General features: G+C 53.4%; 15 protein-coding genes. 10 read left to right on the plus strand and 5 right to left on the minus strand.

Annotated elements, in window-relative coordinates; translation table 11 throughout:
• Positions 1-688 precede the first annotated feature (688 nt).
• The 10 genes from glgA to ileS all read left to right on the plus strand — a co-directional run bounded on the left by glgA (position 689) and on the right by ileS (position 14,384).
• Positions 689-2,131: a glycogen synthase GlgA gene (gene glgA, locus BT142_RS05705; RefSeq protein ID WP_072417243.1), complete on the plus strand. Its 1,443-nt coding sequence runs from the start codon at positions 689-691 to the stop codon at positions 2,129-2,131.
• 624 nt (positions 2,132-2,755) lie between these two features.
• Entirely contained in the window at positions 2,756-3,715 is a 960-nt protein-coding gene (locus tag BT142_RS05710; protein WP_072417244.1) for a DUF1385 domain-containing protein, read from the plus strand.
• The gene (gene prmC, locus BT142_RS05715; RefSeq protein WP_072417245.1) at positions 3,709-4,605 is read left to right on the plus strand and encodes a peptide chain release factor N(5)-glutamine methyltransferase; all 897 of its coding nucleotides are present in this window, start codon (positions 3,709-3,711) and stop codon (positions 4,603-4,605) included. The genes BT142_RS05710 and prmC overlap by 7 nt, the downstream gene beginning before the upstream one ends.
• 276 nt (positions 4,606-4,881) lie before the next feature.
• Positions 4,882-5,826 (plus strand): MraY family glycosyltransferase, encoded by a 945-nt coding sequence (locus BT142_RS05720; protein ID WP_072417246.1) that lies wholly within the window; start codon positions 4,882-4,884, stop codon positions 5,824-5,826.
• Positions 5,827-5,855: 29 nt separating this feature from the next.
• Positions 5,856-6,479, plus strand: coding sequence for a CDP-alcohol phosphatidyltransferase family protein (locus BT142_RS05725; RefSeq protein ID WP_072417247.1), 624 nt, complete (start codon positions 5,856-5,858; stop codon positions 6,477-6,479).
• 141 nt (positions 6,480-6,620) lie between these two features.
• On the plus strand, positions 6,621-7,493 hold the full coding sequence (locus BT142_RS05730; RefSeq protein ID WP_072417248.1) for a phosphatidylserine decarboxylase: 873 nt from the start codon (positions 6,621-6,623) through the stop codon (positions 7,491-7,493).
• Positions 7,494-7,520: 27 nt separating this feature from the next.
• Positions 7,521-9,473 carry a type I pullulanase gene (gene pulA, locus BT142_RS05735; protein ID WP_072417249.1) on the plus strand — a complete coding sequence of 651 codons (1,953 nt, stop codon included), beginning with the start codon at positions 7,521-7,523 and terminating at the stop codon, positions 9,471-9,473.
• A 355-nt stretch (positions 9,474-9,828) separates the two neighbouring features.
• A complete protein-coding gene (locus tag BT142_RS05740) occupies positions 9,829-10,410 on the plus strand; it encodes a M15 family metallopeptidase (protein ID WP_072417250.1) in 582 nt (193 codons plus the stop codon).
• Between the two features lie 339 nt (positions 10,411-10,749).
• A complete protein-coding gene (locus BT142_RS05745; RefSeq protein ID WP_072417251.1) occupies positions 10,750-11,190 on the plus strand; it encodes a DUF3592 domain-containing protein in 441 nt (146 codons plus the stop codon).
• A gap of 47 nt (positions 11,191-11,237) precedes the next feature.
• Entirely contained in the window at positions 11,238-14,384 is a 3,147-nt protein-coding gene (gene ileS / locus BT142_RS05750; protein WP_072417252.1) for an isoleucine--tRNA ligase, read from the plus strand.
• Between the two features lie 701 nt (positions 14,385-15,085).
• On the opposite strand, the gene typA is transcribed toward ileS, so the two are convergent.
• The 5 genes from typA to BT142_RS05775 form a co-directional block, all read right to left on the minus strand.
• Positions 15,086-16,903 carry a translational GTPase TypA gene (typA, locus tag BT142_RS05755; protein ID WP_072417253.1) on the minus strand — a complete coding sequence of 606 codons (1,818 nt, stop codon included), beginning with the start codon at positions 16,901-16,903 and terminating at the stop codon, positions 15,086-15,088.
• 219 nt (positions 16,904-17,122) lie between these two features.
• Complete coding sequence (locus BT142_RS05760; RefSeq protein WP_072417254.1) at positions 17,123-18,154, minus strand: zinc ribbon domain-containing protein; 1,032 nt, start codon at positions 18,152-18,154, stop codon at positions 17,123-17,125.
• Positions 18,155-18,183: 29 nt separating this feature from the next.
• Positions 18,184-19,335, minus strand: a complete 1,152-nt coding sequence (locus BT142_RS05765) for a hypothetical protein (protein WP_072417255.1) — start codon at positions 19,333-19,335, stop codon at positions 18,184-18,186.
• 297 nt (positions 19,336-19,632) lie between these two features.
• The gene (gene yfcE, locus BT142_RS05770) at positions 19,633-20,160 is read right to left on the minus strand and encodes a phosphodiesterase (RefSeq protein WP_072417256.1); all 528 of its coding nucleotides are present in this window, start codon (positions 20,158-20,160) and stop codon (positions 19,633-19,635) included.
• Positions 20,160-22,274: a PIN domain-containing protein gene (locus BT142_RS05775; protein WP_072417257.1), complete on the minus strand. Its 2,115-nt coding sequence runs from the start codon at positions 22,272-22,274 to the stop codon at positions 20,160-20,162. Before BT142_RS05775 ends, yfcE begins: the two co-directional genes overlap by 1 nt.
• Positions 22,275-22,302 lie beyond the last annotated feature (28 nt).

A 22,302-nucleotide genomic window follows, 5' to 3' on the forward strand; every position in this document is an offset into this window, starting at 1 on the left:
ATAGAGAGTGCGGGTCTTGACTGCGGGAAAGCCGCCTTAGCTTCGCACGTCCACGGCTAGAAGAAAAGTTCTCCCCCAGACCCCATTCCAAAGACTTTTAATATATCATTTGTCGGATGTGGAGGGAACGTCTGACTTTCACCGCTTCAAGAGATATGTTCTATTTTTCCAAGATGGCTATGTAGGGCGGGGGCTTGCTCCCGCCGTTTTTTTATGCCTTGAAAACGCACATCACACCTATCCAAAAGATATCCGTCTCTTTAAGGCAACACCGCACAACAACCGGCTCGCGCCTTTGCACGTCATATGCCGTATCAAGCATAAGCTTGATACACATATTATTCCGTCAGATTGCCCAAATTCTCCTTGACTTGCGTCAGCAAGCCTGCGTCGAATTTAGACAATCTGACGAAAAATCTGTGGCACCAGCTTCGCTGGTGCGGCGCATCTGACGCACAATGGTCGTGCGGTATTGCCTTAAATGTCGAGAGCCTGTCTTCTGAATCACATCTATCGGATGACAATATTAAAAGTTTTAGGAAAGGGGTTCCCACAAGAATCCCCGCACTCGTGAAGCGAAAAAAATCGTCAAAAAAGTTTAAATATGTATTGACGATTGTGACAAAATATGTTATAATTTGTATAACAGGTTTGTGTAAATTCTGCAATTGATTCAGGAGGTACTTGCATGAAAAAAATACTTTTCGCTTCTTCCGAAGTTGTACCCTTTATAAAAACGGGAGGGCTTGCTGATGTTGTTGGCTCGCTTCCGAAATACTTCGACAAAGAGCATTTTGACTGCCGCGTTATCCTGCCGAAATATTCCTGCATAGCGCAGAAATGGAAAGACATGATGCAATATGTCACACATTTCTACATGGATTTTGCGGGTCAGAGCCAGTATGTCGGCGTGCTTGAGTGCGAATACGAGGGCGTACACTTCTACTTCATCGACAACGAGCACTACTTCACGGGGGACAAGCCCTACACCGACCACCACTGGGACGTTGAGAAGTTCATGTACTTTGACCGTGCGGTGCTGTCGGCGCTGCCTCTGCTCGAATTCCGTCCCGACATCATCCACTGCCACGATTGGCAGACGGGACTCATCCCCGTGTATCTGCACGACAGTTTCCAGGGCGGCGATTTCTTCCGCGGCATCAAGACGGTCATGACCATCCACAACCTGAAATTCCAGGGCAACGACAACGCCAAGCGTTTCATGTACCTGTCGGGTCTGTCGGCTTACTACATGACCATCGACAAGCTCAGAGTCGGCATCGACGGCAATATGCTCAAGGGCGGACTTGTGTATGCGGACGCCATCACCACCGTTTCCAATTCCTACGCCGAGGAGATAAAGACCGCGTTCTACGGCGAGGGTCTTGACGGTCTCATGAGGGCAAGGAGCAACGACCTGCGCGGCATCGTCAACGGTATCGACTACAACGAGTACGACCCCGTGACCGACAAGCAGATAACCGTCAACTACAACGTGAACGACGCTATCGAGAAAAAGCTCGAAAACAAACGCGCTTTGCAGGAAGAGCTCGGGCTCGCACACGACGACAACAAGTTCATGATAGGTATCGTCAGCCGCCTGACCGACCAGAAGGGCTTCGACCTCATCGCGTACATGATGGAACAGCTCTGCTATCAGGACATCCAGCTCGTGGTGCTGGGTACGGGCGAGGGCAGGTATGAGGATATGTTCCGCCACTTCGCGTGGAGATTCCCCGACAAGGTCTCCGCGAATATCTACTACAGCGAGGCTATGTCCCACAGGATATACGCTTCCTGCGACGCTTTCCTGATGCCGTCGCTGTTCGAGCCCTGCGGACTTTCACAGCTGATGAGCCTGCGCTACGGCACAGTGCCTATCGTCCGTGAAACTGGCGGTCTGCGCGACACGGTCTGGGCTTACGACGAGTACAACCACTCGGGCACGGGCTTCAGCTTCATGAACTACAACGCCCACGAAATGTACAACACGATAATGTACGCCCACTCGATCTACGTAAAGAACCGCGCCGACTGGAACGAAATAGTCAGACGCGGCATGAAAATGGACTTCTCATGGCAGGCTTCCGCAAAGAAGTACCAGGAGATGTACGACTGGATGACGCGATAACTTTTCAGAGTGCGGGTCTTGACTGGGGGGAAACCCGCCTTAGCTTCGCACGTCCGCCTTAGCTTCGCACGTCCGCCTTAGCTTCGCACGTCCGCCTTAGCTTCGCACGGCTAGAAGAAAGGTTCTCCCCCAGCCCCCCTTCCAAAGACTTTTAATATGTTGGAAGGGGGTTGTGGTTGGGAAGATAGACTATCACCGTTTTAAGAGGTGTATTCTTTTATTTTTGGTAATTTGGATATGTATGGCGGGGGCTTGCTCCCGCCGCTTTTTTTTGCTCTCATATATTGAACAGCTCAACGAAGTGTTTCACCACTCTTGAACGTCTTTTTGGCAAGGGGCAAGCCATGTAATGGAAGGATCTCAAACTTCCCGACCAACACCATATTTCAGAAGAAAATCACCCCTTGCCAAAAAGTATTAAAAGTTTTAGTGAGGGGGGTTTGGGGAAGACCCTTTTTCAAAAGGGTCTCCCCCAATGCCTGCCGCACTCTTTATGTCAGAAATACCAACAGACGGGTTAAAAATTTTATACCGATATCTTAATATTATCTTTAAAAAGTACTGGACATTTGCGTTTTTTTGTGGTACAATAAGAATGATATTTCTTTCAGAAAGGAAAGCATGATGTCAGATACCGAAAAGAAGTGTTTTAAGACCAAGATCGGCGGTCAGGCGGTCATCGAGGGCGTAATGATGAAAGGCCCTTACAAGATGGCGATGGCAAACCGTATGCCCGACGGTTCGATCGATATAGACGAATGGGACATGAAGTCCGGAAAGCAGATTCCCTGGTACAGGAAAACGCCTTTTGTAAGGGGGATCTTCAACTTTGTGGTGTCGATGATCGACGGCTACAAGTGTCTTTCGCGTGCCGCCGACAAGCAGATGACCGACGACGGCGAAGAGGAAATGACCAAGTTCGAGAAATGGCTGGACGACAAGTTCGGCGAGAAGATAATGCCTGTGCTGACCACCGTTTCGATGATATTCGGCGTGGGTCTCGCGATCGTGCTGTTCGTGTTCTGTCCTGCGGCGATAGTCAAGCTCATCGAGAAGCTGACGGGCGAACTGAACGCCGTACTCAAGAACGTCATCGAGGGTCTTATCAAGATAGCGATATTCATCGGCTACACAGCGCTGACTTCGCTGATGCCCGACATCGCAAAGACCTACGAGTATCACGGCGCCGAGCACAAGACCATCGCCTGCTACGAGAGCGGCGACGAGCTCACCCCCGCAAACGTGATGAAGCACACCCGTTTCCACCCGAGATGCGGAACGAGCTTCATTTTTCTGGTACTCTTCATCAGCATACTCGTGACATCGGTGTTCCATGTCACCTGGGATAACTACCTGCTGAGAGTCGGCTTCAAACTTCTGCTGATACCCGTTGTAACGGGCATCGCATACGAGGCGATAATGCTCGCAGGAAAGCACGACAACATTTTCACAAGAATATTCTCCGCTCCCGGTCTCTGGATACAGAGGATAACCACGTCCGAGCCGAACGAGAGCGAGGTAGAATGCGCCATAGCCGCGATGAAAGCGGTAATACCCGAGGACGGTGAAGCAGACAAATGGTAAACTATTCTTACAACGATATGATACTCAGCCTGACCGACAAGCTTGCTTCGGCAGGCATCACGAATGCACACTGGGAAGCAAGAGAGCTGGCAGGTTTTGCCTGCGGCTTCAACTGCCGCGGAAGATTCGACAGCAAGACCCTCGCGGATGAGTCGCAGATAAAGCAGTGCGCCCTGCTCCTCGCACGGAGACTGACGGGCGAACCGTTGCAGTACATCCTCGGCGAGTGGGACTTCTGCGGAAGCACCTTCGAGGTGGGTCACGGTGTGCTGATACCGCGCTCGGACACAGAAACGCTCATTGATACGGCTCTGAAACAGTTCAAGGACGAGAGCGGCATCACAGTTATCGACCTGTGCGCAGGCACGGGATGCATCGGCATCACCCTCGGCGAAAAACTCGACTGCAAAGAGGTGTACTGCGTGGAGAAGTACGAAACGGCGATGTACTTCCTGAACCGCAATATCGAAAAGCACGGCTCGGCAGTCAAGGCGGTCAACGCTGACGTTACCGACCCCGCAAGCGTAAAGCAGTTCCCGAAGGCTGACCTTATCGTGTCGAATCCGCCCTACATCAACGCCGAGGACATGAAGCATCTTCAGCGCGAGGTCACATTCGAGCCGAAGGAAGCCCTTGCAGGCGGCGAGGACGGCTTCGATTTCTACAGGGCTATCGTGCGCCTGTGGAAGGATAAGCTCAAGGACGGCGGCGTCATGATGTTCGAGATAGGCGCAGGTCAGGAAGACGAGGTCATGGAGATAATGATACAGTCGGGACTGAAAGACGTGCGCGTGCGCCGCGACATGGCAGGCATCAACCGCTGCGTTACAGGCAGACGCATCGAAAGCAAGGGTCATGTGAACCTCTACGACCAGCTGGACAAAAGATAACATCGGACAAACAAGTATTTTCAGGCACTTCTGTCAGGCTCTGACAGGAGTGCTTTTGTGTGCGGTCAGCTCAGCTGTTCTTCATTTACACAAAGTTTACACAATCTTCACCAAATAGGTCGCAGTTGAATAATCGGACGATATTGGGTGAAAAGTTTGTGCAAAATTACACTTTATCCCATTTGCATTTTTAAGCGTTATAGTGTATAATTATATAATGGACATACTGTGAGCAGACGCAGTTATCCTAAACTCAAAAGACGGGAAAGTGCCTATATGCTTTATTCTTTAATTTCAGGTTCAAGTTCAAGGGTCTATTCGATACTGTTGTTCGGCGTCAGTTTCCTGCTGCCGTTCTTCGCTTTTAAATACGGCATGAGATTTCTGCCGAAAGACCAGGGCAGAGAATTCGCTGTCAACGGCAAGCTCAGCGAGGGCAAGCCGAGAGGCGCGGGTATCATCATGTTCACATCCTTCGTGCTGTGCGCGGCGCTGTTCGTGCCGTTCAATGCCGAGACTGCCATCAATATGGTGCTGATTTACGCCGCCATGCTGACAGGCTTCTTCGACGACGCGGCAAAGAACCCCTGGGGCGAACTGAAAAAAGGTCTGCTCGACCTGGTGATAACCATCGGCGTTACCGCGAACTTCATGTGCCATCACTCGACTAATATCACGATGTTCGGAAACAGCTTCCATGTGCCTGCGGCAGTGTTCGCGGTGCTCTGCATGGTGCTCGTGTGGGCAAGCATCAACGTCACCAACTGCTGTGACGGCGTTGACGGCCTCTGCGGAATGCTCACGGCTTCATCCGTTGCGCTGTTCATGCTGCACGGACTGTCAAACTCCATGCGCTTGCAGTCGGACGTGCTCCTTATGGTGCTCCTCGCGTACCTGTGGTACAACTGCTCGCCCAGCAAGATACTCATGGGCGACGCGGGTTCGAGAGCGCTGGGCGTATACCTGGCTCTGCTCGCACTCAACAGCGGCGACCCGTTCCTGTTCATCTTCTTCTCCAGCGTGATAATCGTGGACGGCGGACTCGGACTGCTGAAACTCTCGGTAAGACGCTTCCTGAAAGTCACCGATTTCATGGACGGCATCCGCACTCCTATCCATGACCACTGGCGGAAAAATCTCGGCGTGAGCGACACTCAGGTCGTCATCCGCTTTACTATAATCCAGCTCGCGATAGGTCTCGCGGCAGTTTATTTCATCTGATATAACGAAAAGAAGAGGTCGTAAACAAAATGATAGGATTTTATAACTGGTCGGTCGTGCTGACATATGTCGGATTATTTTCGTCGGTGTTCGGCATCACCTGCATTTTCGAGCATCATCCGTCGCTCGCTTTCATTTGCCTGCTGGTGTCGGGCGTGTGCGATATGTTCGACGGAAAAATAGCCCGCGCCATGAAAAACCGCACCCCCGATGAAAAAGTTTTCGGCATACAGATAGACTCGCTCTGCGACCTGGTGTGCTTCGGCGTGTTCCCCGCGATCATCGGATACAGCTACGGCTTTAATCACGGTCTCGGTCTTATTTCATCGTATATGATCGTACAGGCCGCGGTCATCAGACTCGGCTACTTCAACGTTACCGAAGAGGAACGCCAGCGCGTCTGCGCAGAACCCCGCGACAAATATCAGGGTCTCCCCGTTACAACTGTCGCCATGTTCCTGCCCCTCCTCTACCTCGGCAGACAAAACATCCCCCGTGAGGCATTCCCATACGTTTTCCAGCTCCTCATGATAATTATTTCGGTTCTGTTCGTCCTGAACATAAACGTAAAAAAATTCTCGGTAAAAACCATAGTGCTCATGTTCATGATGGCAGCCCTCATCGTCCTCAGCTACATCAAGTTCCATCACTGAGCGCTTTGATCACCGGGGGAGTCTTTCCTGTGGGAAACCTTTCTGAAGAAAGGTTCTCCCCTTGCCAAAAAGTATTAAAAGATTTAGTGAAGGGGTCTCCCCCAAGAATACCCGCAGTACACCACAACAGGAGGTCTACTTATGCGTATAATCGACAGACAGGGCAACGAATACGACAGCGCCGACAAGTTGCAGGACAAGCTCGGGAAGATGTACGGCTCGGCTTGCGGCAGAGCCGTTATGAAGGCTGTCACCAACCCGATAGTCAGCAAGATCGGCGGATGGGCGCTCAGCACGGGCATCTCGGCGGCGGCTGTTGACTACTATGCGGAGAAGAACGGCATCGACCTGTTCGACTACGAAACGGCCGAATACAAGAGTTTCAACGACTTTTTCACGAGAAAGATAAAGAGAGGCAGAAGGCTCATCGACTCCGACCCGAGCGTTCTGGTCTGCCCGTCGGACGGCAAGGTCACGGCTTACGAGATAGCGAAATCAGATATGTTCGTGGTGAAGAACAGCGTTTACAGTGTGCATTCGCTGCTGCGCGACCGCAAGCTCGCGGACAGGTTCGCAGGGGGGACGGCTGTCATCATCCGCCTCACTCCCGACGACTATCACCGCTACATCTATCCGTGTTCGGGACTCAAGAGCCGTCAGCGAAAGATAGAAGGCTCGCTCCACGCGGTGAGACCGCTGATAAACGAGTGCGTGCCCGTTTACAAGGAGAATTCCCGCGAGTACTGCCTGATCCGCAGTGAAGTGTTCGGGGACGTGGCGATGATAGAAGTCGGCGCCACGATGGTCGGCAGGATAACCAACTACGAGCAGGGCGCTTCACCCGTGTCGAAGGGCAGGGAGAAGGGCAGGTTCGAGTTCGGCGGTTCGACGATAATACTGCTGCTGGGCGGGAAGGTAAAGGTCTGCGAGGACATACTTGACGCCACGAAGAACGGCTGCGAGATGAAGCTGAAACTCGGCGAAGCCATCGCGGTCTGCAAACAGGAACCATGAAATCCCGATAAAAAAGGAAAGAAAAAGATGAAGCGATACATATCCGACTTCGGTCGGTTCGACAGGGAAAATGCATATTACGGCGACGACCTCGGCGCAGTTACCATAGGCGAGATAACGACTTTCCGCGTGTGGGCGCCGTTCTGCACGGGAGTGTACCTCAACCTCTACACAGGCGGCACAGGCAATAACAAGATAGAGACACTGGTCATGCGCAGACAGGACAGGGGCGTGTGGTCGGTGGAGCTCATGCACACCTGCTACGGGTATTACTACACCTACACCCTCGAATACGAGCACAGGGAGTACGTGGAGACCATCGACATCTACGCAAAGGGCTGCGGTGTCAACGGCGACAGAGGTTTCATCCCCGATTTTTCGGAGCTTGAACCGAAGGACTGGAACGAGACTCCCCGTCCCGTCTGTGAGAACGCGGTGGACGCCGTTATCTACGAATGTCATGTCCGCGACTTCTCCATCTCCGAAAACAGCGGTGTGCCTTTTGAAAAGCGCGGACGCTTCGAGGGATTTACCGTCGAGGGGACGAGATACGAGGACATAAAGACCTGTCTCGACCACCTCAAAGAACTCGGAGTTACGCACGTTCAGCTCCAGCCTGTCAACGACTACGCCACCGTTGACGAGTCGAAGCCCTACGCAGGCAAGTACAACTGGGGCTACGACCCGAAGAACTATATGTGCCTTGAAGGCTACTACTGTTCCGACGCGGAAGAGGGCGAAAAGCGCATCCTCGAATTCCGCGAGCTGGTGACGGCTCTGCATAAGGCAGGCATCGGCGTCATCCTCGACGTGGTGTTCAACCACACCTACTTCACCGAGGACAGCGCGTTCCACAAGACCGTGCCTTACTACTACCACCGTCTGAACCGCGACGGCGTGTTCTCGAACGGTTCGGGATGCGGAAACGAGACTGCTTCCGACCACGCCATGTACCGCAAGTATATGATCGACGCGCTGAAATTCTGGGCGACCGAGTACAAAATAGACGGCTTCCGCTTCGATCTGATGGGTCTGCATGACATCGACACGGTCAACATCATCCGCGACGAGCTGGACAAGATATATCCGCCCCTGCTGATGTACGGCGAGGGCTGGACGGGCGGCGAATCGCCTTACCCCACCGACAGGCTCGCGTACAAGTGGAACAGCTACAGCTTCGGACGCGTGGGACTTTTCAACGACAACCTCCGCGACGGCATCAAGGGCAGCACTTTTGAGCTGCGCTCCACGGGCTTCGTCAGCGGCAGCGACCACGCGATAATCTCGGTGAAGAGAGGTATCGCCGCAAACAGCCGCTACCGCGCTTTGCAGGGCATAGCCGACGACCTTTGCTGGGCGTTCACACCCGCACAGGCGATAAACTACTGCGAAGCTCACGACAACAACACCCTCTGGGACAAGCTCTCCATCAGCGCCGCCGACCGCACCCCCGAAGAACGACGAAAGATGGATAAGCTGGCGGCGGCTATCGTGATTCTCTCACAGGGCGTGCCGTTCATTCAGCTGGGTCAGGATTTCCTGCGCTCGAAACCGAAGATACTCCCCGAAGGCGTGGAACGCAACGAGTTCAACACCTTCGATGAAAACAGCTACAACGCCCCCGACGAGACCAACATGGTGCGCTGGGAGGAAAAGAAGAAAAACTACGACGTGTTCCTGTGGTACAGGGCGCTCATCGCACTCCGCCGCTCGTCGCCGCTGTTCAGGCTGCGCACCTGCGAGGAACTCGACGCTCACCTGCACTTCCACAACAACACCGACATAATCGCGTTCGAGCTCATCGGCACCGAAGAATGTTACTTCGTGGTGTTCAACCACCGCCGCGAAGAACGCTACGTGAACCTGCCCCACGGACGCTTCTACAAACGCCTCGGCGAAGACGGCAAGCCCGAATACAAACGCTTCGAGGGCGGCGTCCACGTCCCGCCCATCAGCTGCGCTGTCTACAAACGGCTTTGATTTTTCCGGGGAAACCCGCCTTAGCTTCGCACGGCCGCCTACGGCTAGAAGAAAGATTCTCCCCCAGCCCCCTTCCAAAGACTTTTAATATGTTGGACGTTTGTTGTGACATGAGATGCCAACTGAAAATACGCTCAAATTGTGCGTTACCCACCATTGAACGTCTTTTTGGCAAGGGACGTGCTATATAGTAGAAGAACTACAATCTTCCCGACCTATACAAAGTAAGGCAGAAGCACCACAAGCCAAAAAGTATTAAAAGTTTTAGTGAGGGGGTTTGGGGGAAGACCCTTTTTCAAAAGGGTCTCCCCCAATTTTCTCCCCCAAAATTACGTTTAGATCTGGAGTTTTAGATATGGCTTTTGAGATTGAGAGGATCGAAGACGAGGCGCTGGCGGCGCTGCCTCGTGGGGCGAAGGTTTCGCCGGCGGGGCTCAGGCTGATAAACGTGACGTACGTCGGGTTTGACGGGGCGGCGCACGAAGGCAGGATGATATGTGCGAAGTCGCTTGCTGCGGAGCTGACGCTCATTTTCAGGGAGCTTGCGCAGGCGGCTTATCCGATAGAGCGGATAGCGCTTTCGAGCGAGTTTGACGGCGATGACGACAGGCTTATGGCGGGAAATATCAGTTCGTGCTTCAACTACCGCACCGTTGCGAACACCGATACGCTGTCGCTTCATGCGCTGGGTCGGGCGGTGGACATCAATCCGCTGTACAACCCCTACATCCAGAAAGGGGTGATAATGCCGCCGAACGGCGAGCCTTACGCCGACCGCACGAAGCCGTTCCCCTTCAAGATTGACCACGACGACCTTGCATTCAAGACCTTCGCGAAGTACGGCTGGAAGTGGGGCGGCGACTGGACGGACGATGTTGACTACCAGCACTTCTACAAGCCCGAGGCGCGGATTGTCAGGGCTGTCCGCAGGATATAACGGGAGAATGTGAATTTTTTTCGGTATCGCTTGACAAACTGAAATGTCGGTGATATAATTGTGGTATATGGTATAATGGCTATGACGGAGAGAGTAGGCTGCTTTTGAAAGCTACAGCGAGCTGCGGAGAGTGTGAGCGCGGCGTGAGTAGGAGCTTCTCGAAGATCACTCCCGAGCTGCGCACCGAAAGAAAGTAGGCTGCGCCGCATTTCCTGCGTTATCGGGAGCGTGTATGTCGGTACATTGTAAAACGGTGGTATAACGAGAGCATTATTTTACGCTCCCGTCCTTTTTACGAGGACGGGGGCTTTTTTAGATTTTCGATTTTGGAGAAACGATATGCCGATCAATGCTATTATTTTGCTTTTAATGTCTACGGTCGATCTGGTGCTGGTGCTGGTGCCGACGCTTATGACCGTCAGCCGCAGGAAAAAGCTCGAAGAATATGATTACGAGACCGACGCTGAGGTCACAAGTATGGATCTTCAGTCGATGGAGGCAAAACCTCATGTAGGTCCTCAGACGAGGATGTGGGTGCCGACCTTCACTTACAGCTGCGGCGGACATAAGTTCGTCCACAAGAGCCATGTGGGTATGACCGAAAAGACCTTTGAGGTCGGGCAGAAAGTGCCGATAAAGGTCAGCTCCGCAGACCCCACGAGATTCGTGCTGGTAAAGAGCCGCGCATTCACTCTCGCGACAACTATACTCTGGATAATGGCAGGGTTCTTCATCGCGGGGACGATAGCTTCGGCTGTCCTGCTGAACAGGCTGGGATAAATCAAGGGAACAATTATAATCTATATATACCGAAAGGAATGATCGCTTTGTACAAGAAAGTCGATACGAATCTCAACTTCGTTGAGAGAGAAAAGCAGGTCGAGAAGTTCTGGGACGAGAATAAGATCTTTGAAAAGAGCATCGAGACCAGAAAGCAGGGTGAGAGCTACGTTTTCTACGACGGCCCCCCGACTGCTAACGGCAAGCCGCACATCGGACACGTTCTGACCCGTGCGATCAAGGACATGATACCCAGATACCACACCATGAAAGGCGCTATGGTGCCGAGAAAGGCGGGCTGGGATACTCACGGACTGCCCGTTGAGCTGGAGGTCGAGAAGATGCTCGGTCTCGACGGCAAGGAGCAGATCGAGGAGTACGGTCTTGAGCCGTTCATCACAAAGTGCAAGGAATCGGTATGGAAATACAAGGGTATGTGGGAGGATTTCTCGGGTACTGTCGGCTTCTGGGCTGATATGGAGAACCCCTACGTTACCTATCACAACAGCTTCATCGAGTCGGAATGGTGGGCTTTAAAGCAGATCTACGACAAGGGTCTGCTGTACAAGGGCTTCAAGATCGTGCCCTACTGCCCGAGATGCGGAACTCCCCTTTCCTCTCACGAAGTTGCACAGGGCTACAAGCTCGTTAAGGAGCGCTCGGCTGTCGTTCGCTTCAAGATCGTGGGCGAGGAGAACGCTTACTTCCTCGCATGGACGACCACACCGTGGACTCTTCCCTCGAACGTTGCGCTCTGCGTTAACCCGAACGAGACTTACTGCCGCGTAAAGGCTGCTGACGGCAAGGTATACATCATGGCTGAGGCTCTGCTGGACGCTGTTCTGTCTCCGCTCGCCGAGGACGGCAAGCCCGCATATGAGGTCATCGAGACCTATAAGGGCACCGACCTTGAGCGCATGGAGTATGAGCCGCTGTTCAAATGCACAGGCGACTTCGTTGCAAAGCAGGGCAAGAAGGGTCACTACATCGTTTGCGACACCTACGTTACCATGTCCGACGGTACGGGTATCGTTCACATCGCACCTGCATTCGGTGAGGACGACGCAAATGTCGGCAGAAAGTACGACCTGCCCTTCGTTCAGTTCGTTGACGGCAAGGGCTGCATGACCGAGGAGACCCCCTATGCAGGTCTGTTCGTGAAGAAGGCTGACCCCGAGGTGCTCAAAGACCTCGACAAGGAAGGCAAGCTCTTCTCCGCCCCGAAGTTCGAGCATGAATATCCTCACTGCTGGAGATGTAATTCTCCGCTGATATACTACGCGAGAGACACCTGGTTCATCAAGATGACCGACGTTAAGGACAGACTCATCGCAAACAACGCTACCGTTAACTGGATACCGCCCAGCATCGGTGAGGGACGCTTCGGCGACTGGCTGAAAAACGTTCAGGACTGGGGCATCTCCCGTAACCGTTACTGGGGTACTCCGCTCAACATCTGGGAGTGCGAGTGCGGCTGCCGTCATTCCATCGGCTCCATCGAGGAGCTGAAGTCCATGTCCGACAACTGCCCCGACGATATCGAGCTGCACCGCCCGTACATCGACGCTGTCACCATCAAGTGCCCCGACTGCGGCAAGCAGATGAAGCGCGTTCCCGAGGTTATCGACTGCTGGTTCGACTCGGGCGCTATGCCCTTCGCACAGCACCACTATCCGTTCGAGAACAAGGAACTCTTCGAGAGCCAGTTCCCGGCTGACTTCATTTCCGAGGCTGTTGACCAGACAAGAGGCTGGTTCTACTCGCTGATGGCGATAAGCACCCTGCTGTTCGACAAGGCACCTTACAAGAACGTTATCGTGCTGGGTCTCGTTCAGGACGAGAACGGTCAGAAGATGTCCAAGTCCAAGGGCAACGCAGTTGACCCGTTCGAGGCGCTCTCGACCTACGGTTCGGACGCTATCAGATGGTACTTCTACACCAACTCCGCGCCCTGGCTGCCGAACAAGTTCAACGGCAAGATCGTTACCGAAGGTCAGCGCAAGTTCATGGGCACCCTGTGGAACACCTACGCATTCTATGTGCTCTACGCCGACATCGACGGTTTCGACCCGACAAAGTACACACTCGACTACGACAAGCTGTCGGTAATGGACAAGTGGATCCTCTCGAAGATGAACACCATGATCCGCCTTGCCGACGACAACCTTGCAAACTACCGCATCCCCGAAGCTGCAAAGGCTATGCAGGACTTCGTGGACGACCTCTCGAACTGGTACGTCCGCCGCGGCAGAGAGCGTTACTGGTCGCCCGAGATGACTCAGGACAAGATCAACGCTTACATGACACTGTGGACTGCGCTTGTGAACGTCTGCAAGTGTGCGGCTCCGATGGTTCCGTTCATCACCGAGGAGATCTATCAGAACATCGTGAGAAGTGTTGACCCCACCGCTCCCGAGAGCATCCACCTGTGCGATTACCCGACTTCCGAGGAAGCGCACATCGACGCGAAGCTCGAAAGCGACATGGACGAAGTTCTCGACATCGTTGTTCTGGGACGTTCGGCAAGAAACGGCTCCAACAGAAAGAACCGTCAGCCACTTAGCGTTATGTACGTGAAGGCAGACCACGTTCTTGACAGCTTCTATGTGGACATCATCCGCGACGAGCTGAACCTCAAGGGCGTTGAGTTCAGGGACGACACTGCGGGCTTCGTAAGCTACAAGTTCAAGCCGCAGCTGAAGACACTGGGACCGAAGTACGGACGTTATCTGAACGAGATCAGGACGCTGCTTTCGGAGCTTGACGGCAGTGCGGCTTATGCCGAGCTTGAGAGCACAGGCAGTCTGAAGCTGAACATTTCTTCGGGCGAGATCGCGCTTGCGAAGGAAGATCTGCTGATCGAGACCGAGCAGAAGGAAGGATTCTACAGTCTGACCGACAATGGTGTGACGGTAGTTCTGGACACGAACCTGACCGAAGAGCTGATCGAGGAAGGTTTTGTGCGCGAGATCATCTCGAAGATCCAGACGATGCGTAAGGAGAGCGGTTTTGAGGTAATGGATCACATCAGTGTTGCCATTGCGGGAAGCGAGAAGCTGGCCGCGCTTTGCGAGCGCAATAAGGAGAGCATCTGTCATGATGTTCTTGCCGAGGAGATGACCTACACTGCCGACGGCGGCAAGGAGTGGGACATCAACGGTGAAAAGGTAACAATAGCAGTTAAGAAGCTATAATAAGAAGCCCCGAAGCAAAACTTCGGGGCTTCTTTTTCAAACGAAGCGTGTTCGCCAGGGCAGAAAAAAGTTTAGGAGGGGTCTGGGGAGACCCTTTTCAAAGGGTCCCCCGGCAGGGGCTCGGGGACGGTGTCCCCGCCCCGAGAGGTCGCTCTGAAAAAAAACACGCAAACGTCCCCACCAAGCATAAAATCGGCAAATCCCAAGAATAACGTCCAAAAAGGCGCAAAATGAAAAACCAAACCAACATAACAAGAACCCTCGATTTGCCGATTTTATTTTGCCAAAAGAGCGAAGTGATTTTTGGCAAAGTCCCCAAATCGCGTCAGCGATTCACCAGCCCTGCACAAACCTAGTGTTTTTTACATTGTCCCTCGTGATTTCTTGTCGCACCTTCGGTGCGATGGGGTGTTTCACTCGAATCGCTTACGCTCTCTCGCGAAAAAAAAATCGGCAAATCGGGTTGTTCTTGATAGATTGTGGGGGCTTTTCTTTTGATGTCTTTCGTGACGGGTTTTCGGGATTTGCCGATTTTATGTTTGGTGAGGGATGTTGGCGCTCTTTTCTTCAAAGCGACCTCTCGGGGCGGTGACGCTGTCCCCGAGCCCCTGCTGGGGGACCCTTTGAAAAGGGTCTCCCCAGACCCCTCCTAAACTTTTTAGTCTCTGGCGAACCCGCTTCGTTTGGTTGTTCTTTTTTTATTACATCTTTGCTCTTTCCTTCATTCTCAGTGAGTTGGAAAGGGTGCGCTTTCTGATTCTCATGCTCTTCGGTGTTACTTCAAGCAGCTCATCATCCGCAAGGAACTCCAGACAATCCTCAAGACTCAGATTTCTCGGCGGGATAAGCCTCAGCGCGTCATCCGAACCGCTCGCACGAGTGTTGGTCAAATGCTTCTTCTTGCAGACATTTACCACAAGATCATCCGACTTCGGCGATGCGCCCACGATCATTCCCTCGTAAACAGGTGTGCCTGCGCCGATGAACAGCTCGCCGCGCTCCTGCGCATTGTACAGACCATAGGTAACAGCTTCGCCAGTCTCGAAAGCGACCAGCGAACCGCTCGAACGACGCTCAATGTCGCCCTTGTGCGGCTGGTAGCTGTGGAACACGCTGGACATGATGCCCTCGCCCTTGGTGTCGGTCAGGAACTCAGACCTGTAACCGAACAGACCTCTCGAAGGGATAAGGAACTCTATTCTCATGCGGCTGCCTACAGGAGTCATCTGCTGGAGCTCGCCCTTGCGCGATCCCAGCTTCTCCATTACAGAGCCGACACAGTTCTCGGGAACGTCGATAACCAGACGCTCGATAGGCTCGCAGAGCTTGCCCTCGACTTCCTTGTACAGAACTCTCGGGGTCGATACCGCAAGCTCGTAACCCTCACGGCGCATATTCTCGATGAGGATGGACAGATGCATCTCGCCTCTGCCCGCAACGCGGAAGCTGTCGGTAGTGTCGGTCTCGGAAACTCTCAGCGAAACGTCCTTGAGAAGCTCCTTGAAGAGTCTGTCTCTCAGCTGACGGGAGGTGACGAACTTGCCCTCTCTGCCTGCGAAAGGCGAGTCGTTTACCGAGAAGGTCATTTCAACGGTCGGCTCGCTGATCTTCACGAAGGGCAGCGGCTCGAAGTGACCGAATGCGCAGATGGTATCACCGATAGTGATGTTCTCCAGACCGCTGATGCAGACGATGTCGCCCGCCTTTGCGCTGTCGCAGGGAACGCGGTTCAGACCCTCGATCTGATAAACGGTAACGATCTTTCCGCGGTACTCCTTCTTGGTCTGGTGGAAGTCGCCGACGGTAACTTCCTGATTTACCTTGATCTCGCCGCGCTCGATACGTCCGATAGCGATACGGCCGACATACTCGTTGTAGTCGATGGAAGAAACGAGGTACTGCATCTCGCCCTCTTCCTCAACTTCGGGGGCAGGGATATAGGTCAGGATCTCGTCCAGCAGGGGGATAAGATCCTCGCCGGGAACGTTCGGATCCATAGAAGCGGTACCATCACGGCCCGAGCAGTAGAGGATCGGGCTGTCGAGCTGTTCGTCGGAAGCGTCGAGATCCATGAGAAGCTCAAGCACTTCGTCGCCGACCTCACCGAGACGTGCGTCGGGGCGGTCGATCTTGTTGACAACGACGATGACCTTGTGGCCGAGTTCGAGCGCCTTCTGGAGCACGAATCTGGTCTGGGGCATGGGACCCTCAGCCGCATCGACCAGCAGGATAACGCCGTTTACCATCTTGAGCACGCGCTCTACCTCGCCGCCGAAGTCAGCGTGTCCCGGGGTGTCGATAATGTTTATCTTAACGTCCTTGTATTTGATAGAGGTGTTCTTTGCGAGGATGGTGATACCTCTTTCGCGCTCGATGTCGCCCGAGTCCATTACTCGCTCCTCTACCGACTGATTCTCTCTGAAAGTTCCGCTCTGCTTGAGCATCTCATCTACGAGCGTGGTCTTACCGTGATCGACGTGTGCGATGATAGCAACGTTTCTCAGATCCTCTCTTATCATACCTCTTACTTCCTTTCGATAATTACGCAATAACGCTGTTTTCCAAAATATTATTATATCACATTTTTCGGCAGAATGCAATAATTTCGCACCTACAAATTGTGCGCTTTTACCCTCTCTCATTTGTGGATAATAGCCAACGGGTAAAAAAATATTCCCGACAGGCTCACAATTTGTTAACCTGTCGGGAGATGATAGAATTTTTGTGTCTTTTCCAGCCTACTCGGTCACATCGGGAGTACCCGGGTCGAACTCACTCGACTGGGTCTCGGGGGGATCGGTGACAGGCGGCTCGGTCTCGGGCGGGTCTGTCTGGGGAGGATCGGTCTGAGGCGGTTCCGTCTGAGGAGGCTCAGTCTGAGGCGGATCGGTCTGCGGAGGCTCGGTCTCGGGCTCAGTCTGATCGGGTATCAGCTCATCGGGGAGCGAATTCTCCTTGGAGCTGTCGTCCTCGGAGCTGGAATCCTCTTCGGAGCTGTCCTCTTCGGAACTCGAATCTTCATCCGAGCTTGAATCCTCTTCGGAGTCCACCTTGGTATCCGCTTCGGGATCGGACATAGTTTCGGTGTCGATAGTGATCTCAGGCAGCGACTCTTCCTCTTTCAGGGTCAGAGTAACGCGGCTGCCTGTACTGCTGTCGCCCTTTCGTGCGAATCCTGCGATGTCGTCCTTCACGATGAGCAGCAGCACGATAAGTGCCACCAGCAGCGTAAAGATAATCGAGAGCACGATTATGACAGTCTTTTTGAACTTTGCGGCGGCGAGTTCTTCAAAGTCCTCATCGCCGTAGTAATAGTTATCGTCGTAATAGTAGTCGTCATCCTGCGGATAGTCCGCTGAATCCTCGTAATATCCGTCGTCGGGAGTCTCGTCATCCATCCTTATCTTTGAAAGGTCTAACATTTCCTCCTCGGGGCGTGGTCTGGGGGCAGGCTCTTCCTCCTCATATCCGAAGCTGTCCTCAGAGATCCTCGACAGGTCAAACGGGTCTTTTTCTTCGTCTGTCTGTGCGGGTCTGATAACAGGCTCGACCGATGCAGGTGGAGCAGGTCGTTCTGCCTGTCTGCGCTCGGGCTGTACGGGAGTTTTTGGTTCGGCAGGCATTTCGCGGGGCGTATTCTTTGTCTGTGCCCTTTGTTCGTTGCCATCAAAACCCTTCTTTGTTATGAAGAGCAGCGCACCGCAGTGCTTACAGGATATTGCATCAACGGGTACTTCCTTGCCGCAGTTAGGACAAGCTCTGGTCTGCATCCTTTCCCTCCGTCAATAAGTCAGAAAAATCAATAAAGCGAAACTGCACCGCTCTGGAGATCAACTCTGTAGATCTGTCCGTTGCCGTCGATGAACAGCATCTCAACGCCGTCGGTACCGCCGTAGTAGCTGTAGGAGTCGATACCGTTGTTGGAAGCGTAGGTGCTCATGATGGTCATTGCCTCATCCCAGCTGTAGTAAGCGCCTGCGGGCTCGAAGCCTGCGTCGTAGCTGTCGGTAGCGTCGGAAACAGAGCTGCTGTCGTCGGTGGAGAGGCTTGAATCACTGCTTGTAGTATCAGCAGCAGAGTTGTCAGCGATGCTAGAAGAATCGGCAGCGGAGCCGTTGCTCAGAGCCGAATCGGTGTAGGTCACGGGATCCGACAGCGAGCTGTTCGAGATCTCCTCGGGATTTTCGGAAATGGTATCATCGGTAACTGCGGGAGCGTAGCCCGAGTCATCGGCAGCGGAAGCATCCGCAGTTCCATCCGAAGCGGTCTGCGGGTCGGCAGCGCTCACGGTCTGGGAAGCCGCAGGCTTGTTGTTGATCGGAGCGGTAGAGGAAGTCTTTTCCTCGTTGCCGAAGCCGAACAGCTTGTAGCCCACAAATATTGCCGCGATGATGACCAGCAGGATACCCACCGTGATGATAGCAGTTATCATAAAGGTACGCTTGGGGTCGTACTCATCGGCAGCGATGTCGGCGCTTCTCGAAGTTTTCTTGGGCTTGAAGCCGAATTCCTGGAAGAACTCATCTTCGGAAAGCGGAGCCGCGCCCTGCGGTTCGCCGCCGTAGTAGTCCTGCTGCTTGTCGTCGTAGTATTCCTCGCTGTCCTCAGCGTAATAGCCTTCCTCGGAAGCGGGGCTCTCATTATCATAGTAATCGTCGTACTGAGCGTCATCCTCAGCCTTCTGCTGAGCCATAGCCTTCTTCACATCTTCGGGACTGAAAACTCTGGTCTTGTCCTCATCGGAGCCTTCTTCTTCCTCTTCGGGCTCGTCATAAGTCTCGGCAGCGGTCTCGGGCTCTTCGTAAACCTCTTCCTCAGCAGTCTCATCGGCTGCGTCGTCGGGCTCTATATCTCTGCCGTTCTCGTCGATAAGAAGGCGGTGGCAGAATTTGCAGATAATTGCTTCATCAGATATTTCCTTGCCGCAGAAAGGGCAGTTTTTTGTCTTCAAAGAGATCATATCCTTTCACATCTAAACTTCAATATGTAAACGCCGCGCCAAAAACGTGCCGAAAACGTTTTTATTTCTCCAAAAAACAAAAGACGGCATTTTTGTCCGTCGCGGCATAAATACTCATAGTAATATAATATCACATTTCCCGACAGATTGCAAGACATATCGGCAAAATTCATCAAATTATCATTTAATCCAAATGATGCGGGAACTTTTTTGGAACATTTTATACCAACTCACGAAAGCACGGCAGACGCTGTCACACGGCTGCCGTTCTCCCGCAAAGCGGTGTATTTACAGTATAATTTCGGCGAATCCGCTTTCGTCCCAGAACAGGCAGCGGTGTGCCGAACCGTTTTTCGGTATGGATACCGAACCAGGATTTATGCAGCGGACAGTCTTCCCGTCTGCTGTAGTTATCTTCTCGTCCTGCGGCACATGGGTGTGACCGTAGAGGAGGATGTCCCCGTCCGCCAGCTTCGGCAGCGAATCGGGATTGAAAATATGTCCGTGAGTGGCGAACACCCTTTCACCGTAGGCGCAGATATACGCGCTGTCACTCAGCACGGGGAAATCAAGCACCATCTGGTCAACTTCGGTGTCGCAGTTGCCCCTTACGCAGATCATTTTGTCTGCAAGGGGATTTAGCATTGCTATGACTTCCTTCGGGGCGTAGCCGTCGGGAAGGTCGTTTCTCGGGCCGTGGTAGAGTATGTCGCCCAGCAGAAGCACCCTTTCGGTGGAAAGCTCGCCTATCTTCGAGACGAGTTTTCCGCACCAGAATGCCGAGCCGTGGATATCGGATGCGATAAGTATGCCCATCAGCCCTGCACCTCGTTAGCGAGTGCCGCCTTGAGCGCGTCGTACTCGGGCTTGATGACCGAGTAGAGGTTCGTGCCTGCGGACTTGCCGAAATCCTTGATAAGGGTCAGGTAGAGCTTGTGAGCCGATTCGGAAACGATAATGTCCTTTGCGATCTCGTCGAAGCGGTCAGCGTCGGTCATGCCGTCGGTAAGCTCGTGAAGTCTGCCGACACCGTCGTCGATGACCGCAACGGGAGCAGGTTCAGCCTTCTTCTTGCGTGTGCGCTTGGGCTTTTCGGGAGCAGGCTCTGCCTTTTCCTCGGCCTTGGTTTCAGCCTTCGGTTCGGTCTTTGCCTTAGCCTTAGCCTTTGTCTCCGACTTAGCCTTGGTCTCAGCCTTAGCCTTCGGTTTCTTCTCTGCCTTTGGCTTCTTCTCGGACTTCTTCTCCTCAGCCTCGGGCTTGATGAACTTTGCGAACTCTTCCTTTACGATAGCGTAAAGCTCTCTGCCGCGGTTGCGGCTGTATCTCTGCATGAGATTGATGTAGAGCTGACGGCTGGTCGCCGAAACGTTCATCACCGAGATGACTCCCGAGAACTCGTCGGCGGTAGCCTTGTCATCGAGCAGCTCGTGGAGCTTTTTCTTCATGGCGTTATCGACCTTCTTAGCCTCCGACTGTTCGGCAGGCTCTGCCTTTTCGGGCACTTCGGTCTTGACGGGCTCAGCCTTTTTCTCCTCCTTGACGGGAGCGGCGGGCTGTGTCTGCTCGGGCTTGTTCTCCTGCTTTACGGGCTCGGGTTTCTTCTCGGGCTCTGCCTTCTTTGCAGGTTCGGGTTTCTTCTCGGGCTCGGACTTCTTTGCAGGTTCAGCCTTCTTCTCGGGCTCTGCCTTCTTTGCAGGTTCAGCCTTCTTCTCGGGCTCTGCCTTCTTTGCAGGTTCGGACTTCTTCTCGGGCTCTGCTTTCTTTGCAGGCTCGGGCTTCTTCTCGGGTTCAGCCTTCTTCACGGGTTCTGCGGAGGTGTTCTCGGGGAGCACTCTCTTGAGGAAGTAGAAGTGTCTCTTCACCATCGTGTAGTAGCGCGTGGAAGTCTGATTATCGAAGTGCTTCATCAGCAGATTGTGCAGTTCGAGCTTGCTCGTCGCGGTCATGATGCACTCTCTCACCTTGTCGATGTCGGGGTCGCTGACCTTGTTCATGAAGGTCTTGAGAAGTGCGTGCTTGTCGGCGGCTTCGGGGTTCGCGAGGAACTCGTCGAGCATCGGCTCATACATACCGATATGCGACTCGTCGGCGGTTATCATCGGCTGGGGAGCGCCCGGCAGAGTCATCTTCGGCAGCAGCTCGAACAGACCGAGCGCCTTCTTCGGCTCGTTGGCAGGCTTCTTGTCCGCCTTCTTCGCGGGCTTCCTGTCATCGGCGCGCTTATCCTGCTTCTGCTTGGGAGCGATGTTCTCTTTCAGCTCGGCAGTCTTTATGTTCGACTGCTTTGCAGGCTTTGCCTCGGGCTTTTCGTTCTGCTTCCTGTTCTTGGGCGCGATGTTCTCGGTAAGGTCGGAACTGCCGATCATACTGTAGATCATCGTCTGCGGAACGTCGATGGAAGCGGCAGTGCCGTCGGGCTTGCTGATCTCGATCTCGACCGAACCTTCCGATTCAGTGTAGCTATCTTCGGGCTGTTCCTCGGGCAGGTCATAGGGCTCGTCGGGCTCGGGGTCGTACTCGGGAACGATGTTCTTCTTGCCATAGTTCGCGTAGCTGACAGCCGCGTTGATAGTGCCCGTTCTGAACACCTTGCAGTCGGGGCTGTCGGCAAAAGTATTCTCCCAGAAATCGTGGAGCTTGTCGAATCCCTTGTCGTTCGAGATGATGAAGAGGTGAGTATTCTCATCCTTCGCCACCAGATAGCCCAGCAGTGTGGACAGCTGGAAATCGAGGGCGTTCTTGCCGCCGACTCTTACCTTTATATAGTCCACCTGTGCCTTTGCCTGCATGACAAGGCAGTGCATCTCAAAGCTGATGGTATCGGAATTCTCGCTGTAGAAAATAATGACGTGGTCATCCTCAGTCAGCTTGTCGATACCTGCGAGTCCTTTTGACTTAACGTTCTCAAAGTCGATAAGATATGTTTTCATAAGCGTTTCCTTTCGGAGCATACAAGGT

The organism is Ruminococcus sp. YE71 (genome assembly GCF_900119155.1).
Lineage (GTDB): Bacteria > Bacillota > Clostridia > Oscillospirales > Ruminococcaceae > YE71.

Excerpts from the sequence above, each read along its gene's own strand:
- pulA (WP_072417249.1), top strand. The coding sequence starts at position 7,521 with ATGAAGCGATACATATCCGACTTCGGTCGGTTCGACAGGGAAAATGCA.
- BT142_RS05730 (WP_072417248.1), top strand. The coding sequence starts at position 6,621 with ATGCGTATAATCGACAGACAGGGCAACGAATACGACAGCGCCGACAAG.
- typA (WP_072417253.1), bottom strand. The coding sequence starts at position 16,903 with ATGATAAGAGAGGATCTGAGAAACGTTGCTATCATCGCACACGTCGAT.
- BT142_RS05745 (WP_072417251.1), top strand. The coding sequence starts at position 10,750 with ATGCCGATCAATGCTATTATTTTGCTTTTAATGTCTACGGTCGATCTG.
- BT142_RS05710 (WP_072417244.1), top strand. The coding sequence starts at position 2,756 with ATGTCAGATACCGAAAAGAAGTGTTTTAAGACCAAGATCGGCGGTCAG.
- BT142_RS05720 (WP_072417246.1), top strand. The coding sequence starts at position 4,882 with ATGCTTTATTCTTTAATTTCAGGTTCAAGTTCAAGGGTCTATTCGATA.
- glgA (WP_072417243.1), top strand. The coding sequence starts at position 689 with ATGAAAAAAATACTTTTCGCTTCTTCCGAAGTTGTACCCTTTATAAAA.
- BT142_RS05740 (WP_072417250.1), top strand. The coding sequence starts at position 9,829 with ATGGCTTTTGAGATTGAGAGGATCGAAGACGAGGCGCTGGCGGCGCTG.
- yfcE (WP_072417256.1), bottom strand. The coding sequence starts at position 20,160 with ATGGGCATACTTATCGCATCCGATATCCACGGCTCGGCATTCTGGTGC.
- BT142_RS05760 (WP_072417254.1), bottom strand. The coding sequence starts at position 18,154 with ATGCAGACCAGAGCTTGTCCTAACTGCGGCAAGGAAGTACCCGTTGAT.
- BT142_RS05725 (WP_072417247.1), top strand. The coding sequence starts at position 5,856 with ATGATAGGATTTTATAACTGGTCGGTCGTGCTGACATATGTCGGATTA.
- BT142_RS05775 (WP_072417257.1), bottom strand. The coding sequence starts at position 22,274 with ATGAAAACATATCTTATCGACTTTGAGAACGTTAAGTCAAAAGGACTC.
- prmC (WP_072417245.1), top strand. The coding sequence starts at position 3,709 with ATGGTAAACTATTCTTACAACGATATGATACTCAGCCTGACCGACAAG.